Below are 15,071 nucleotides of genomic sequence, written 5' to 3'. Positions count from 1 at the left end.
GCCGCTGCTTCTTTTATTTGCTGACGCTGACGCCGTAGAAGGAGTTCAAGCCGAATGGGCTGATCTTGAAGTCCTGCACGTTGGCGCGCATGGGTTGATACACCGTCGAGTGAGCGATAGGTGTCATAGGGACTGCATCTTTGAGGACGTGCTGCGCCTCTTTGTAGAGTTCGGTGCGCTTGGCCTGGTCAGTGGTGCGCTTGGCTTCTTTCACGAGGCCGTCGAATTTCTTGTCGCACCATTTGGAGAAGTTGTTGCCACTCAGGGAGTCGCAACCAAACAACACGTTGAGCCAGTTGTCCGGATCACCATTGTCACCGCTCCAGCCAATCAGCATGCCCTGGTTCTCGCCACCTTTGGAACGCTTGATGTACTCGCCCCACTCGTAGCTCTGAATCTTCACTTTCAGGCCGATCTTCGCCCAGTCGGACTGAAGCATTTCAGCCATCAGCTTGGCGTTCGGGTTGTACGGACGCTGAACCGGCATCGCCCACAGGACGATCTCGGTACCTTCCTTGACGCCGGCTTCCTTGAGCAGCTGTTTGGCTTTCTCAGGATCGTACTTGGCGTCCTTGATGGTGGTGTCGTAGGACCACTGGGTCGGCGGCATGGCGTTCACGGCCAGCTGGCCGGCGCCCTGGTAAACCGAGTCGATGATCTGTGGCTTGTTTACAGCCATGTCCAGCGCCTGACGAACGCGCAGGTCGGCCAGCGGGTTCGGCTCGTTGCTGCCCTTGACCTTGTCCATCACGTTGTAGGCGATGTAGCCCAGGTTGAAACCAGCCTGGTCAGGCATCTTCAGCGCCGGGTCTTCTTTCAGCGCCTTGAGGTCAGCCGGACGAGGGAACAGGGTGACCTGGCACTCGTTCTTTTTCAGCTTCTGGATACGTACCGACGGGTCGGTGGTGATGGCGAAGATCAGGTTGTCGATCTTCACGTCGTCAGGCTTCCAGTAGTCCTTGTTCCCGGTGTAGCGGATGTTGGAGTCTTTCTGGTAGCTCTTGAACACGAACGGACCAGTGCCGATCGGCTTCTGGTTGATGTCGGCAGCCTTGCCTTCCTTCAGCAGCTGGGCTGCGTACTCGGCGGACTGAACAGACGCGAAGCTCATGGCCATGTTCTGGATGAACGCGGCGTCGACTTCTTTCAGGGTGAACTTGACGGTGTGGTCGTCGACTTTATCGATCTTGGTGATGTTGGTGTCCATCCCCATGTCGGTGAAGTACGGGAATTCGGTCGGGTACGCCTTACGGAACGGGTCATCCTTGTTAATCATGCGATTGAAGGTGAACAGCACGTCGTCGGCGTTGAACTCACGAGTCGGCTTGAAATACGGGGTGGTGTGGAACTTGACGCCTTCACGCAGGTGGAAGGTGTAGGTCAGGCCGTCATCCGAGATGTCCCACTTGGTCGCCAGACCAGGAATCACGGCGGTACCGCCACGCTCGAACTGGGTCAGACGGTTGAACATGGTTTCGGCTGAGGCGTCGAAGTCGGTTCCGGTGGTGTATTGGCCTGGATCGAAACCGGCCGGGCTGCCTTCGGAGCAGAACACCAGGTTAGTCGCAGCGGTGGCGAAAGGTGCGGAGGCTAACAAGCCTGCGCCGACTAAAAACGGAATGACCGCGTGTTTAAGCATGTTGGCCTCATGATTTGTTGTCATTTTTTAGTTGTGAGGTACGACCTCGTGAGTCGTGCCTGCGGATACTTATGCAGGGCCCATACCCAATGCAAGATCCAGAGCGCTCGGCGGCGTCAAAGCGTGGCACGAACGTACCTTAATGTCGCATCCGTATAACTTCTGACGCATTTGACCGTTTGCGGCCGGTTTTTACGGTGCAAACGAAGCCCCAAAACGGTGCATTGGTCACGTTGTGCGCGCCGGATTGGGGCCGGGTGTTACTTATTTATACCTACGCCATAGAAGGGGGTTAGACCGAACGGGCTGATCTTGAAGTCGGTGACTTCCTTGCGCAGCGGCTGGAACACCGTGGAGTTGGCGATTGGCGTGATCGGCACCTGCTGTTTAAGGATCAGTTGCGCCTGTTGATACAGTTTTACCCGCTGCGATTTATCGGTGGACACCTTGGCCTGCTGCACCAGCTTGTCGTAGGCCGGATCGCACCATTTGGCGTAGTTGCTGCCGTTCACTGCCGCGCAGCTGTAAAGCACGCCCAGCCAGTTGTCGGGGTCGCCGTTGTCACCGGTCCAGCCGTAGATCATCGCGTCGTGTTCGCCATTCTTGGCGCGCTTGATGTACTCGCCCCATTCGTAACTGACGATGTTGGCCTTGATACCGATCTTCTCCCAATCCTGCTGGATCATCTGTGCCGACATCCGCGCATTCGGGTTCGAAGCGCGCTGCACGGTCATGGCCCAGAGGTTGATGGTTGTACCGGGTGCAACCCCGGCTTCCTTGAGTAGCGCCTTGGCTTTTACCGGGTCGTGCGGCGCGTCTTTAATGTTCGGATCGAATGACCATTGCGCTGGCGGCAAGGCGTTTTGCGCCAGCTGACCGGCACTCTGGTAAACAGCCTTGATGATCGCCGGTTTGTCGATGGCCATGTCCAGCGCCTGGCGCACTTTGAGCTGGTCCAGCGGCGGATGGGTGGTGTTGTAGGCGAGGAAGCCGAGGTTGAAACCGGCCTGCTTCAACACCCGCAGATTCGGGTCTTTTTCCATCACTTCGATGTCGGCCGGGCGCGGGTAGCCGCTGACCTGGCATTCGCCGGTCTTGAGCTTTTGCAGGCGAACGGCGGCGTCCGGGGTGATCGAGAACACCAGGTTGTCGAGTTTCACGTCCTCGGGTTTCCAGTAGTCCTTGTTCGCCGCGTAGCGGATCTGCGCGTCCTTCTGGTAACGCTTGAACACGAAGGGGCCGGTGCCGACCGGCTTCTGGTTGAGGTCGGCGGCGTGGCCTTCCTTCAACAGTTGCGCGGCGTATTCGGCCGATTGCACCGAGGCGAAGCTCATGGCGAGGTTTTGCACGAAGGCGGCGTCGACGTTGTTCAGGTTGAAACGCACGGTGTTTTCGTCGAGCTTTTCCACGGATTTGATCGTGGTGTTCAGGCCCATGTCGGTGAAGTAGGGGGATTCGGCGGGGTAGGCCTTGCGGAAGGTGTTTTCCGGGTCGAGCAGGCGCTGGAAGGTGAACAGGACGTCGTCGGCGTTGAAGGTTCGGGTGGGGGTGAAGTAGTCGGTGGTGTGGAATTTTACGTTTTGGCGTAGGTGGAAGGTGTATTGGAGGCCGTCCGGGCTTACCTCCCAGTTGGTTGCCAGACCGGGTTCGATTTCGGTGCCGCCGCGTTTGAATTGGGTTAGGCGGTTGAAGACGGTTTCGGCGGAGGCGTCGAAGTCGGTGCCGCTGGTGTATTGGCTGGGGTCGAAGCCTGCGGGGCTGGCTTCGGAGCAGTAGACCAAGGTCGTTGCTGCGTTGGCGATTGGGGTTATGGCGGTCAGGGCCAGGGTGATCAGGAGTGGTTTGAGGGTGGATCTTTGCATGTCTGGCCCGTGGGTTTTTAGGTGGTTGTTCTTTGAGGTTAGCGGGGATTTGAGGGGGATCGGAAATATCGTTTTTTGAGGGGATGCGTCTATCTCGGTATATCCAGCGGTTTTTGGGCATATCCGTTTTTTCGGGTGCTGCGGCTTATGGTTCCGCCCTTACGGCGGGTCACTTTGGCAAACGCCCCAAAGTAACCAAAGGTCTTGGGCCCCGGCGTTCGGCCCCTCGCTGGGGCTCGGGGTTCCTTCGTTCCGGGATTCATCCGGGGGCATCGCCTACGGTTTGCTTCGCTGCACCTCCTCTCGATGCATGCGGCTTCGCCGCACGGTCGCTGCGCTCCCACCCCCGGATAAATCCCTCCACTCAGCCTGCCGAAGGGGCCAAAGGATCAAGAGCTTTACTCGAGCTAACGCTCATCGTGTTGAGTGGTGGAAAGCGAGAAGCGAGAAGCAGAAAGCGGAAAGCGGAAAGCGGAAAGCGGAAAGCGGAAAGCAACTGCGGACTGCTTGATCGTTCCCACGCTCTGCGTGGGAATGCAGCCCGGGACGCTCCGCGTTCCATTTTCGGACGTTTAAAGATGTGTGGGATTCACCGAACCTTCCCACAAGGTTTTCAGGTTGTCCGTCGGAACCACGATCCCTAGTCTTTGGTTGTCGCAGAAAACTCTGTGATTGGGTGTGAGAACCCAGGCAAGCGAGTGTTATTCAAACGCCAGTCCGACCATAATTGCCGCCAGCATTTCTGCTGCCTGTAATTGATTTATGGCGGCCGTGTGCGGGCAGACTTCGGTCTGGCCGGAATCTCCTTGCCCGGTTTCTCACCCCGCACATAGCTGCCACCTCTTCGCCGCGTGAGAACGGCATTTGGTGGCTTCAAGTCAGCAAGGAGTTAATCAATGAACAAGGTTGTCCCCGACCCCCCCCCTCGAATCATCCACCCCACTCGAAGAAGCCATGCGCGCCGAAGACCTCGCCCGCAACCGCGAAGCCATCAAACGCGCCCTCGATTTTTATCTCTGCCCCAATCCGTCCAAACCGCGCCCGAGCACGATGTACATGGTCACGCCCAGCGTCGACACCGAAAGCCTGCTGGCCAATGCCTGCGAGTCCCTGGCGTCGGCCAGTACCATCGCGAGCAATTTCGCCAACGAACTCAGCGGCCCGCAGCGCAGTACGGCGCTCGGCATCCAGCAGATCATCATGCTGGCCGAGCTTGCAGTGAACCGCGCGCTGGATCGGGTTGATCCGCAAACCTGACGACCCAAATCCCGGGCACAAAAAAACCGGCGATCATTCTCTGATCGCCGGTTTTTCATTCAGCTGTCATTCAATCACTGCATCAACACTTCAATCGAGCCATCGGCCGTCAGGCTGACCTGGCTGGTACCGGCTTCGACTTCAGGCGTGACCGGCGCTGCGTCCATGCCGGCGGCTTTCATCATCATCGGGGCGCGCATGTACGGTTGTGGGAAGCCGTTGCTGTTGAGGTTCAGGTTGACGATTTTGTAGCCCTTGCCGCCCAGGGCGTCGGTGGCCAGTTGGGCGCGGGCCTTGAAGGCGGTGACGGCTTCTTTCAGCAGTTTGTCTTCGCTGGCCTTGCGGGTCGGGTCGGCGATGGCGAAGTCCATGCCGCCCATTTTCAGGTCAGTCAGCAGTTCGCCGGTGAGTTTGGACAGGGCGGCGAAGTCGGCGCTTTCCAGGCGCAGTTCGGCGCGTTCGCGCCAGCCGGTGATTTTCTGGCCCTTGGTGTCGTAGATCGGGTAGCTGTTGCGGCTGCCCTGGCGCAGGGTGATGTCTTTGACTTGCTTGGCCTGGGCCAGGGCCTTGTTCATGGTGGTGCTGACGTCGGCGGCGAGTTTGGCCGGGTCAGTGTTTTGTTCTTCGGTGTAGAGGGTCACGATCATCAGGTCGCGGGCCACTTCCTGGCTGACTTCGGCGCGCAGGGAAATCTGGTTGTAGTGCAGCTCATCGGCGGCCAGGGCCGGAAGGCTGGCGACGCTGCCGACGGTCAGGGCGAGAAGGGCGGCGCTGCGGCGAAATGTGTGCATGAAAGCTCCTTGATGAGGGCGCAGGTGATGGTTCGGGGGCCTGCGTGAAACCATCAGACTCTAGCTTTTATGATCCGGTTCGCCCAGTTACAACTTCTATACAGATGGCTGGTGGCTGCTGCGCAGCCAATCGCGAGCAAGCTCGCTCCCACATTTGGGACGCGTTCCCTGTGGGAGCGAGCTTGCTCGCGAAGGGGCCCTTATAGCCGCAGAAAAACTTTGCGCCATGTGGTCGTTTGCCGCACTTTCGCCTCTCGAGCCCGCGCCTTGGTTATACTCCGTGCGATCCGCCTGGAGCGCTCATCAGGAGAGCTCATGCTCGCCCCCGTACAACTGACTTCCGCCACTCGCCAGAACCTCTGGCGGCTGACTTTCATTCGCACCCTGGTGCTCGCCGCGCAGGCCGGTTCCGTGGGCCTGGCCTACTGGCTGGATCTGTTGCCGTTGCCGTGGGTGCAGCTGGTGATGACCCTCGGCTGTTCGATTCTGCTGTGTGTGTTCACCGCCGTGCGCCTGCGAACTTCGTGGCCAGTCACCGAGCTCGAATACGCGCTCCAACTGGCCTGCGATCTGGTTATCCACAGTGCCTTGCTGTATTTCTCCGGTGGTTCGACCAACCCGTTCGTTTCGTATTATCTGGTGCCGCTGACCATCGCTGCGGTAACGCTGCCATGGCGTTATTCGGTGGTGCTGTCGGGCATTGCGCTGGCCTTGTACACGCTGATGCTGACGCATTTCTATCCGCTGGAAACCCTGCCGGTCGCCCGGGAGAACCTGCAGATCTACGGCATGTGGCTGAGCTTTGCCCTCGCGGCAGCGGTGATTACGTTTTTCGCTGCGCGCATGGCTGAAGAGCTGCGCCGGCAGGAAGAGTTGCGTGCGATCCGTCGTGAGGAGGGCCTGCGCGATCAGCAATTGCTGGCCGTGGCGACTCAGGCGGCCGGTGCCGCCCATGAACTTGGCACGCCGCTGGCGACCATGAGCGTGTTGCTCAACGAAATGCAGCAGGATCATCACGACCCGATGCTTCAGGAAGACCTGAAGGTGCTGAAGGATCAGGTCAAGCTCTGCAAGGAGACCCTGCAACAACTGGTGCGCGCCGCCGAAGCCAATCGCCGGATGGCGGTGGAGATGCAGGATGTTACCGAGTGGCTCGACGAAGCGCTCAATCGCTGGCACCTGATGCGCCCGGAAGCCAGTTATCGCTTCCAGCGTCTGGGCCAGGGCCCGTTGCCGCGTGTGGCGCCGCCGCCGGATTTGACCCAGGCCTTGTTGAATCTGTTGAACAACGCCGCCGACGCCTGTCCGGAAAACCTTCAAGTGACCCTGGACTGGACCGCCGAAGACCTGACCATCAGCATTCGCGATCATGGCGCCGGTGTGCCGCTGGCCATCGCCGAGCAGATCGGCAAACCGTTTTTTACCACCAAGGGCAAAGGTTTCGGCCTGGGCCTGTTTTTGAGCAAGGCCAGCGTGACACGCGCCGGCGGCTCAGTGAAACTCTATAGTCATGAGGAAGGCGGCACGCTCACCGAGCTGCGCCTGCCCCACGGCGCCCGAGGAGAGCAACATGAGTGACGAAATCCAAGTCGAAGGCGAAGAACTGCCGCATTTGCTGCTGGTCGATGACGACGCGACCTTCACCCGGGTGATGGCCCGCGCCATGGCTCGCCGTGGTTTCCGCGTCAGCACCGCCGGTTCCGCCGAAGAAGGCCTGACCATCGCCCAGGCCGATCTGCCGGACTATGCCGCGCTGGACCTGAAAATGGACGGTGACTCCGGTCTGGTCCTGCTGCCGAAGCTGCTGGAGCTGGACCCGGAAATGCGCGTGGTGATCCTCACCGGTTACTCGAGCATTGCCACCGCAGTCGAAGCGATCAAGCGCGGCGCCTGCAACTATCTGTGCAAACCGGCCGACGCCGACGACGTGCTGGCAGCGTTGCTGTCCGAACACGCCGACCTCGACAGCCTGGTGCCGGAAAACCCGATGTCGGTGGATCGCCTGCAGTGGGAGCACATCCAGCGCGTGCTGACCGAGCACGAAGGCAACATCTCCGCCACTGCCCGCGCCCTGGGCATGCACCGCCGCACCCTGCAGCGCAAACTGCAGAAGCGCCCGGTTCGTCGCTGAACCTGCGCTGAACGACCATCGCCAGCCCTCGCGATAAAACGCACCGATCAACTATGATCGGTGCGTGTCTGTTCTTTTCTTTATCGAGCCTTTTCCATGAATCAGAACGCTGAATATTCCGCGGTCAACGATGCTGTGCGCGGGCAGTTTTTTCGCAAGGTGTGGGCGATCATCACGCCGTACTGGCGCAGTGAAGAGAAGGGCAAGGCCTGGACGTTGCTGATCGCGGTGATCGCGCTCTCGCTGCTGAGCGTGGGCATCTCGGTGTGGTTCAACACCTGGTACAAGGATTTTTACAATGCGCTGCAAAAGAAGGATGAGGCGGCGTTCTGGCAGCTGATTCTGTATTTCTGTGGCATTGCGGCCGTGGCGATTGTCGGTGCAGTTTACAGGCTTTATCTGACGCAGATGCTGACGATTCGCTGGCGCGCCTGGCTCACTGAAAAGCATTTTTCGCGTTGGCTCGCCGACAAGAACTACTACCAGCTGGAGCAGGGCGGTTACACCGATAACCCGGATCAGCGGATTTCCGAAGATCTCAATAACTTCACCTCCAACACCCTTGAACTGGGTATCGGGCTGCTGCGCAATATCGTCAGCCTGGTGTCGTTCTCGATCATTCTCTGGGGCGTGTCGGGCAGCATTGAAGTCTATGGCATCACCATTCCCGGCTACATGTTCTGGTGCGTGCTGGTTTACGCGGTGGTGGGCAGTTGGCTGACGCATTTGATCGGTCGTCGTTTGATCGGTCTGAACAACCAACAACAACGCTTCGAAGCCGACCTGCGTTTTTCCATGGTGCGGATTCGGGAAAATGCCGAAAGCATTGCTCTGTACAACGGCGAACCGAATGAGAATCGTCGCTTGAGCGGCCGTTTCGGCAATGTCTGGCACAACTTCTGGGACATCATGAAAGTCTCCAAGCGCCTGACGTTTTTCACAGCCGGTTACAGCCAAGCCGCGATCATTTTCCCATTCATCGTCGCCTCGCCGCGTTACCTCGCCGGCAAGATCGAGCTCGGTGAACTCATGCAGATCAGCTCGGCATTCGGCAATGTTCAGGAGAGTTTCAGCTGGTTCATCAGTGCGTACCAGAACCTCGCTTCCTGGCGCGCCACCTGTGATCGTCTGCTGAGTTTCCGTCAGGCCATGACCGACAATGAGCAGCGGATGCCAGCCATCGATGTACAGAATCAGGGCAGCGAACTGAGGGTGCACAACCTGGGGCTGGACCTCGTCGATGGCCGTCATCTGCTGACCAGCGCCGACATGACCGTGGAGCAGGGCGATCGGGTGATGCTCAGCGGCCGTTCCGGCAGCGGCAAGTCCACGCTACTGCGGGCGATGGGGCATTTGTGGCCGGCGGGGCACGGCAGCATTCGCTTGCCGGCATCGCGTTATCTGTTCCTGCCGCAAAAGCCGTATCTGCCGATCGGCACCCTGCGCGAAGCCTTGAGTTATCCACAACCGGGCGACACCTACGCGCCTGAGCGTTATGCACAAGTGCTGGAAACCTGCCGTCTGCCGCATCTGGTGGCTCGACTGGACGAAGCCAATCACTGGCAGCGCATGCTCTCGCCGGGTGAACAGCAACGTCTAGCCTTCGCCCGCGCGCTGCTCTATGCACCGCAATGGCTGTACATGGACGAAGCGACGTCGGCGATGGATGAAGAAGACGAAGCCACGCTGTATCAGGCGCTGATCGACCAGTTGCCGGGCCTGAGCATCGTCAGCGTCGGCCATCGCAGCAGTCTCAAGCGCTTCCATCCACGGCATGTGCGGATCGATGGCGGGCACTTGGTGGAACAGACCGTGACCGCGTGACAGGTTCTGACTCTGTGGGAGTTTGCTCCCACAGAGGACGGTGATCGTACAACCCGCTTACGCTATGATGCCCCTCAAGCCGATTTTTCGAGACAAACGCAGACCATGGAAAACCCGATCAACACCCCGCGCCTCCCTCGCAAGCGCCGCAGCCTGGCTCAGGAACTGGTGACGGTGCTGACCGAGCAGATCCGCGACGGTTTGCTCAAACGCGGTGACAAGTTGCCCACCGAGTCGGCGATCATGGAAGCCCATGGCGTCAGCCGCACCGTGGTGCGCGAGGCGATTTCCCGGCTACAGGCCGCAGGTCAGGTTGAAACCCGGCACGGCATCGGCACTTTCGTGCTCGATACGCCGAGCCCGAGTGGCTTCCGGATCGACCCCGCCACCGTGGTCACCCTGCGTGACGTGCTGGCGATTCTCGAATTCCGGATCAGCCTCGAAGTCGAATCGGCCGGTCTCGCCGCGCAACGGCGCAGCACCGAACAATTGGCCGCCATGCGCGCCGCCCTCGATGCGCTGAACGAAAGCGTGGCCCACGCCAGCGATGCGGTGGCGTCGGACTTCCAGTTTCACCTGCAAATCGCCCTGTCCACCGGCAACCGCTACTTCACCGACATCATGACCCACCTGGGCACCAGCATCATTCCGCGCACGCGGCTGAACTCGGCGCGCCTGGCCCATGACGATCAGCAGCACTACATGAATCGCCTGAGCCGCGAGCACGAGGAAATCTACGAGGCCATCGCCCGCCAGGATTCCGATGCCGCCCGCGCGGCCATGCGCCTGCACCTGACCAACAGCCGCGAACGGCTGCGTCAGGCGCATGAAGAGGCGCAGGCGCAGGGTTGAGACATCAGGCTTCGATGTAGAGTTTCAGCGGTTCCGAACAAGGCTCCAGACTGGCTTCATCAGCAAACTTGTAGCGCAGTTCGACGGTGCTGTTCAGGTACTTTTCCAGCTCGAATTTGGGGATGCTCAGTTCGATTCCCGTCAGGCCGACCATGTCGTCGAGTGCGTCGTCCCAGACGCCGGTCGGTTCCGACAGGCCCAGCCATTCAGGCTCTTCCGGATCGTCACCGAGGATCGGGTACACATCCCAGTTCGGCGGTGTGTTCTGGCCATCGGGTACCTGAACGATCAGGTCGTCATCCAGAGTCGATAACCGCAGGATGATCGAGTCGCTGGCGTGGTCGGGGAATTGCGGAAGGTGTGCAGCGGCAAACGTCATGCTTCGTTCTCCTTGAAAGATCTGCCGCGATCCTTCGCGGCAGTCGTCGCACTTTACCCGGCGAATCGGTGAGACGCGCCGGGGCAATCTTGTCCGGGCATTTCAGCTGTGGGGCAGAATCGATCGATCCACCCTGACCGCGAGTTTGCCCGGGCCGGGCCTGACGTCGAACGTCGCCTGGCCCAGAGAATCCACCGATGCCCGGGCGATGGCCACGCCGTCGCGCAGCAATTGCAGCGGCGCACCTTTCAATGATTGGCCCGAGGCCAGTTCAACTCTCAATTTGATGCTCATCGAATCGCTCCTTAATTCGTGTTGCCGGTTGGGTGATAGTCCTTGAGCAGCAGGTAAGTGCTCCAGCCCCACCAGTCGTCGACGGTGGCGGTGTCGTTGAGGTTGTTCACGTCCTTGCGCCGCAGGACCTTGTTGCCTTGAAGGCGGAACAGTGGCGAGAAGTTGTTGGCCGGATCCAGCACGGCTGTCAGGTCCGGCAGCCGTTGTAGCGCGTTGAAGGTGGTCGGCACATTGCCGCTTGAATAAGCGGCATACACCTCGTCCGCCGAGTCCTGCACCGCCAGATTCACCTGATTTCGGTTGTCGGCGTCCGTGGCGTCGAAGTAGCGCTTGTCACCGAAAGCCCGCCATTGCTCGCCATGGCCGTTGCGCACCTTGAGGCCGAACTTGCTGTCTTCGTCGTGCATGAAGCGAGTGATGAGTGAACCGAGGTCGCTTGGCGTTACCGCTGCAGCCATGGCCTTGCGCGGCACTCGCAAATGCCCGGAAGAGAACAGGTCGGAGAGGTAGTGGTCGGCGAACGCGTTCATCGCGTAGGCCCGTTCCAGTTGCCGCTCGTCCTGACTGGCGTGGGCGGCTGCGGCGGTTTGCAGGGCGGCGGTGTGCCCGGCGATGTAGGCCTGTCGGGCCCATTCGCCGAAGTGGTCGGCGTTGTTCGCTGCCAGTTTCAGATAGCGACCGAGCGGGAACAGCGCCGAAACAAAACTGCCTCCACCAGTGATCTTGTTCCACTCTTCCGACAACGTATCTCCCAAAGCGTCATAAGCCTCATGGGGTTGCTTGCCGTCCTTGATCGCCTGTTTAACCGCGTCGATCTCCTTTTGCATGATCGCGAGAATCTGTATCGCTTCGGCCTTTGAAGCGGGCAGCGCGGCGAGGGTGTCGAAGGCCGCCGTGAAGCGCTGAATGCGATCAGCCGGGGTCGATCCTTCGTTGATCGGCCGGTCGGCGATTCCGTAGAAATCGCCACCCAGCGCGAGCACCTGGCCATAGGTCAGAGCCAACCCGTTCGGCAGATGCAGCGGCACATTTTGCGCGAGCACCGGCTCAGCGTTTTCAACGAAACGCAGCCGGGTGCTATCGCCGATAGCCGCGTGTTCCGCGCCTTCGAAGCGCAACTGCGGTTTGCCTTTCAAGTCTTGAGCGGGCAGGGCGGTCGCGGGTTCGACATCGCTGTGCGAGTCGGCGATGTGCAGCAACAGGTGTGGATTTTCGGCACTGAAAGCGATGCCGCCGGGGGTGAAAAGATCATCGAAGCGGGCGATGACCGGTGTGGGTTTTTCAAGGCATTTTGTTTGTAGACCGGACATTTCTTTCTCCTTGATATGTCGTCGGCAGGTTTTTATTTAACTGTATGCATATACAGTTAAATCGAGCCTAGTCGAGAAATCTCCTACGTCAAAAAGAAATCTTGTCCGACAAAAAATGCCCCCCAGCGATGAAATGCAGTTGACGGTTATCTTTTAAGTTGTACGATGACCTACAACTTCGGCGAAGGCTGAACGGTCTACTCACAAAAAAACGTTGCTACCAGGGTGTTCGAATAATGAATCCACAAGAACTGAAGTCCATCCTCTCCGCCGGCCTGCTGTCGTTCCCGGTGACCGATTTCAATGCCCAGGGCGATTTCAACCGCGCTGGCTACATCAAACGCCTGGAATGGCTGGCCCCGTACGGTGCTTCAGCCCTGTTCGCCGCCGGTGGCACCGGTGAATTCTTCTCCCTGGCTGCCAGCGAATACTCGGAAATCATCAAGACTGCCGTCGACACCTGCGCCAGCAGCGTGCCGATCCTCGCTGGTGTCGGTGGTTCGACCCGCCAGGCCATCGAATACGCACAGGAAGCCGAGCGTCTGGGCGCCAAAGGCCTGTTGCTGCTGCCGCACTACCTGACCGAAGCCAGCCAGGACGGCGTTGCCGCCCACGTTGAGGCGGTGTGCAAATCGGTCAACATCGGCGTGGTTGTGTACAACCGCAACGTCTGCCGCCTGACCGCGCCGCTGCTGGAACGTCTGGCCGAGCGCTGCCCGAACCTGATCGGTTACAAGGACGGTCTGGGTGACATCGAGCTGATGGTGTCGATCCGTCGTCGCCTCGGTGATCGCTTCAGCTACCTCGGTGGTCTGCCGACCGCCGAAGTCTACGCCGCTGCCTACAAGGCCCTGGGCGTGCCGGTCTACTCGTCGGCGGTGTTCAACTTCATCCCGAAAACCGCGATGGACTTCTACCACGCGATTGCCCGCGAAGATCACGCCACCGTCGGCAAGATCATTGACGACTTCTTCCTGCCGTACCTGGACATCCGCAACCGCAAAGCCGGTTACGCCGTGAGCATCGTCAAGGCAGGCGCCAAAATCGCCGGCTATGACGCAGGCCCGGTGCGGGCTCCGCTGACCGACCTGACCCGCGAAGAGTACGAAATGCTTGCCGCGCTGATCGACAAGCAAGGTGCGCAGTAACACAACTCTATAAACAAGGCCGCTGAGCAATCAGCGGCCTTTTGCGTCAGGAGAATGATTCGTGACCAAGCGCTATGACAACTACATCAACGGTGAATGGGTCGCCGGCAACGATTACTCGGTCAACATCAACCCGTCCGAGCTGAGCGACACCATCGGCGATTACGCCAAGGCTGACCTGGCTCAGGTCAACGCCGCCATCGACGCCGCGCGCGCCGCGTTCCCGGCGTGGTCGACTTCGGGTATTCAGGCCCGCCACGACTCGCTTGATAAAGTCGGCACCGAAATCCTCGCCCGCCGCGAAGAACTCGGCACCCTGCTGGCCCGGGAAGAGGGCAAGACCCTGCCCGAAGCCATCGGCGAAGTGACCCGCGCCGGCAACATCTTCAAGTTCTTCGCTGGCGAGTGCCTGCGTCTTTCCGGCGACTACGTGCCGTCGGTGCGCCCGGGCGTCAACGTCGAAGTCACCCGCGAAGCCCTCGGCGTGGTCGGCCTGATCACTCCGTGGAATTTCCCGATTGCCATCCCGTCGTGGAAAATCGCCCCGGCCCTGGCCTACGGCAACTGCGTGGTGTTGAAACCGGCGGATCTGGTGCCGGGTTGCGCCTGGGCGCTGGCCGAAATCATCTCCCGCGCAGGCTTCCCGGCTGGCGTGTTCAATCTGGTGATGGGCAGTGGCCGCGTGGTCGGTGAAGCGCTGGTCAACAGCCCGAAAGTCGATGGCATCAGCTTCACCGGTTCCGTCGGTGTGGGCCGTCAGATCGCCGTCAACTGCGTGTCGCGCCAGGCCAAGGTTCAGTTGGAAATGGGCGGCAAGAACCCGCAGATCATTCTCGACGACGCCGACCTCAAGCAGGCGGTCGAGCTGTCGGTGCAGAGCGCGTTCTACTCCACCGGCCAGCGTTGCACGGCGTCGAGCCGACTGATTGTTACCGCCGGCATTCACGACAAGTTCGTCGAAGCCATGGCCGAGCGCATGAAGTCGATCAAGGTCGGCCACGCGCTGAAGGCCGGTACCGACATCGGTCCGGTGGTCTCGCAAGCGCAGCTTGAACAGGACCTGAAATACATCGACATCGGCCAGTCCGAAGGTGCGCGTGTGGTCAGCGGCGGCGGTCTGGTGACCTGCGACACCGAGGGCTACTTCCTCGCGCCAACGCTGTTTGCCGACAGCGAAGCCTCGATGCGCATCAGCCGCGAAGAGATCTTCGGTCCGGTGGCCAACATCGTCCGCGTGGCCGATTACGAGGCTGCACTGGCCATGGCCAACGACACCGAATTCGGTCTGTCGGCGGGTATCGCCACCACGTCGCTGAAGTACGCCAACCACTTCAAGCGTCATTCCCAGGCCGGGATGGTGATGGTCAACCTGCCGACCGCCGGTGTCGATTACCACGTTCCGTTCGGTGGCCGTAAGGGTTCATCCTATGGCTCACGTGAGCAAGGCCGCTATGCGCAAGAGTTCTACACGGTCGTGAAGACCAGCTACATCGGTTCGTAAATCGCTGCACCCGCGCCGGGCCTTCGCCTGAGGCCCTGCGCGGCACAAGACCAAAGAATGTTTTACCCGCATAAAAATAATCA

Annotated in this window: 13 protein-coding genes; 7 read left to right on the top strand and 6 right to left on the bottom strand. The window is 59.9% G+C overall.

Going from position 1 to position 15,071, the window contains the following annotated elements; translation table 11 throughout:
* Window positions 1–13: 13 nt before the first annotated feature.
* Together AC1Q9F_RS09085 and AC1Q9F_RS09080 are read right to left on the bottom strand one after the other, a co-directional pair.
* Entirely contained in the window at window positions 14–1,639 is a 1,626-nt protein-coding gene (locus tag AC1Q9F_RS09085) for an ABC transporter substrate-binding protein (RefSeq protein ID WP_492619516.1), read from the bottom strand.
* Window positions 1,640–1,899: 260 nt separating this feature from the next.
* The gene (locus AC1Q9F_RS09080) at window positions 1,900–3,501 is read right to left on the bottom strand and encodes an ABC transporter substrate-binding protein (protein ID WP_492619517.1); all 1,602 of its coding nucleotides are present in this window, start codon (window positions 3,499–3,501) and stop codon (window positions 1,900–1,902) included.
* A 954-nt stretch (window positions 3,502–4,455) separates the two neighbouring features.
* Between AC1Q9F_RS09080 and AC1Q9F_RS09075 the strand changes: the two genes are divergently transcribed.
* Entirely contained in the window at window positions 4,456–4,758 is a 303-nt protein-coding gene (locus tag AC1Q9F_RS09075) for a DUF6124 family protein (RefSeq protein WP_492619518.1), read from the top strand.
* A 74-nt stretch (window positions 4,759–4,832) separates the two neighbouring features.
* On the opposite strand, the gene AC1Q9F_RS09070 is transcribed toward AC1Q9F_RS09075, so the two are convergent.
* Window positions 4,833–5,549, bottom strand: a complete 717-nt coding sequence (locus tag AC1Q9F_RS09070) for an SIMPL domain-containing protein (protein ID WP_096818907.1) — start codon at window positions 5,547–5,549, stop codon at window positions 4,833–4,835.
* Window positions 5,550–5,864: 315 nt separating this feature from the next.
* On the opposite strand from AC1Q9F_RS09070, the gene AC1Q9F_RS09065 reads away from it, so the two are divergent.
* From AC1Q9F_RS09065 to AC1Q9F_RS09050, 4 genes are all read left to right on the top strand, one after another.
* Window positions 5,865–7,127, top strand: coding sequence for an ATP-binding protein (locus AC1Q9F_RS09065; RefSeq protein ID WP_011332442.1), 1,263 nt, complete (start codon window positions 5,865–5,867; stop codon window positions 7,125–7,127).
* Window positions 7,120–7,680 (top strand): response regulator transcription factor, encoded by a 561-nt coding sequence (locus tag AC1Q9F_RS09060; RefSeq protein ID WP_003221630.1) that lies wholly within the window; start codon window positions 7,120–7,122, stop codon window positions 7,678–7,680. The genes AC1Q9F_RS09065 and AC1Q9F_RS09060 overlap by 8 nt, the downstream gene beginning before the upstream one ends.
* Window positions 7,681–7,776: 96 nt before the next feature.
* Window positions 7,777–9,504 carry an ABC transporter ATP-binding protein/permease gene (locus AC1Q9F_RS09055; protein WP_207985025.1) on the top strand — a complete coding sequence of 576 codons (1,728 nt, stop codon included), beginning with the start codon at window positions 7,777–7,779 and terminating at the stop codon, window positions 9,502–9,504.
* Between the two features lie 105 nt (window positions 9,505–9,609).
* On the top strand, window positions 9,610–10,356 hold the full coding sequence (locus AC1Q9F_RS09050) for a FadR/GntR family transcriptional regulator (RefSeq protein ID WP_207985026.1): 747 nt from the start codon (window positions 9,610–9,612) through the stop codon (window positions 10,354–10,356).
* Window positions 10,357–10,360: 4 nt separating this feature from the next.
* Here the strand turns inward: AC1Q9F_RS09050 and AC1Q9F_RS09045 are convergent, their stop codons facing one another.
* From AC1Q9F_RS09045 to AC1Q9F_RS09035, 3 genes are all read right to left on the bottom strand, one after another.
* Complete coding sequence (locus AC1Q9F_RS09045) at window positions 10,361–10,735, bottom strand: hypothetical protein (RefSeq protein WP_492619519.1); 375 nt, start codon at window positions 10,733–10,735, stop codon at window positions 10,361–10,363.
* Between the two features lie 102 nt (window positions 10,736–10,837).
* Window positions 10,838–11,029, bottom strand: a complete 192-nt coding sequence (locus AC1Q9F_RS09040; protein WP_492619520.1) for a hypothetical protein — start codon at window positions 11,027–11,029, stop codon at window positions 10,838–10,840.
* Window positions 11,030–11,040: 11 nt separating this feature from the next.
* Entirely contained in the window at window positions 11,041–12,339 is a 1,299-nt protein-coding gene (locus tag AC1Q9F_RS09035; RefSeq protein ID WP_492619521.1) for a phospholipase, read from the bottom strand.
* A gap of 236 nt (window positions 12,340–12,575) precedes the next feature.
* Here AC1Q9F_RS09035 and kdgD point away from each other — a divergent pair, with 236 nt between their 5' ends.
* Both kdgD and AC1Q9F_RS09025 read left to right on the top strand, forming a co-directional pair.
* Window positions 12,576–13,487 carry a 5-dehydro-4-deoxyglucarate dehydratase gene (gene kdgD / locus AC1Q9F_RS09030; protein WP_007953624.1) on the top strand — a complete coding sequence of 304 codons (912 nt, stop codon included), beginning with the start codon at window positions 12,576–12,578 and terminating at the stop codon, window positions 13,485–13,487.
* Window positions 13,488–13,548: 61 nt separating this feature from the next.
* Entirely contained in the window at window positions 13,549–14,988 is a 1,440-nt protein-coding gene (locus AC1Q9F_RS09025) for an aldehyde dehydrogenase family protein (RefSeq protein WP_007953623.1), read from the top strand.
* Window positions 14,989–15,071: the final 83 nt, after the last annotated feature.

The sequence above is a fragment of the Pseudomonas sp. GW823-FHT04A03 genome (genome assembly GCF_058796615.1).
This window is presented reverse-complemented; position numbering and strand designations above follow the sequence as displayed.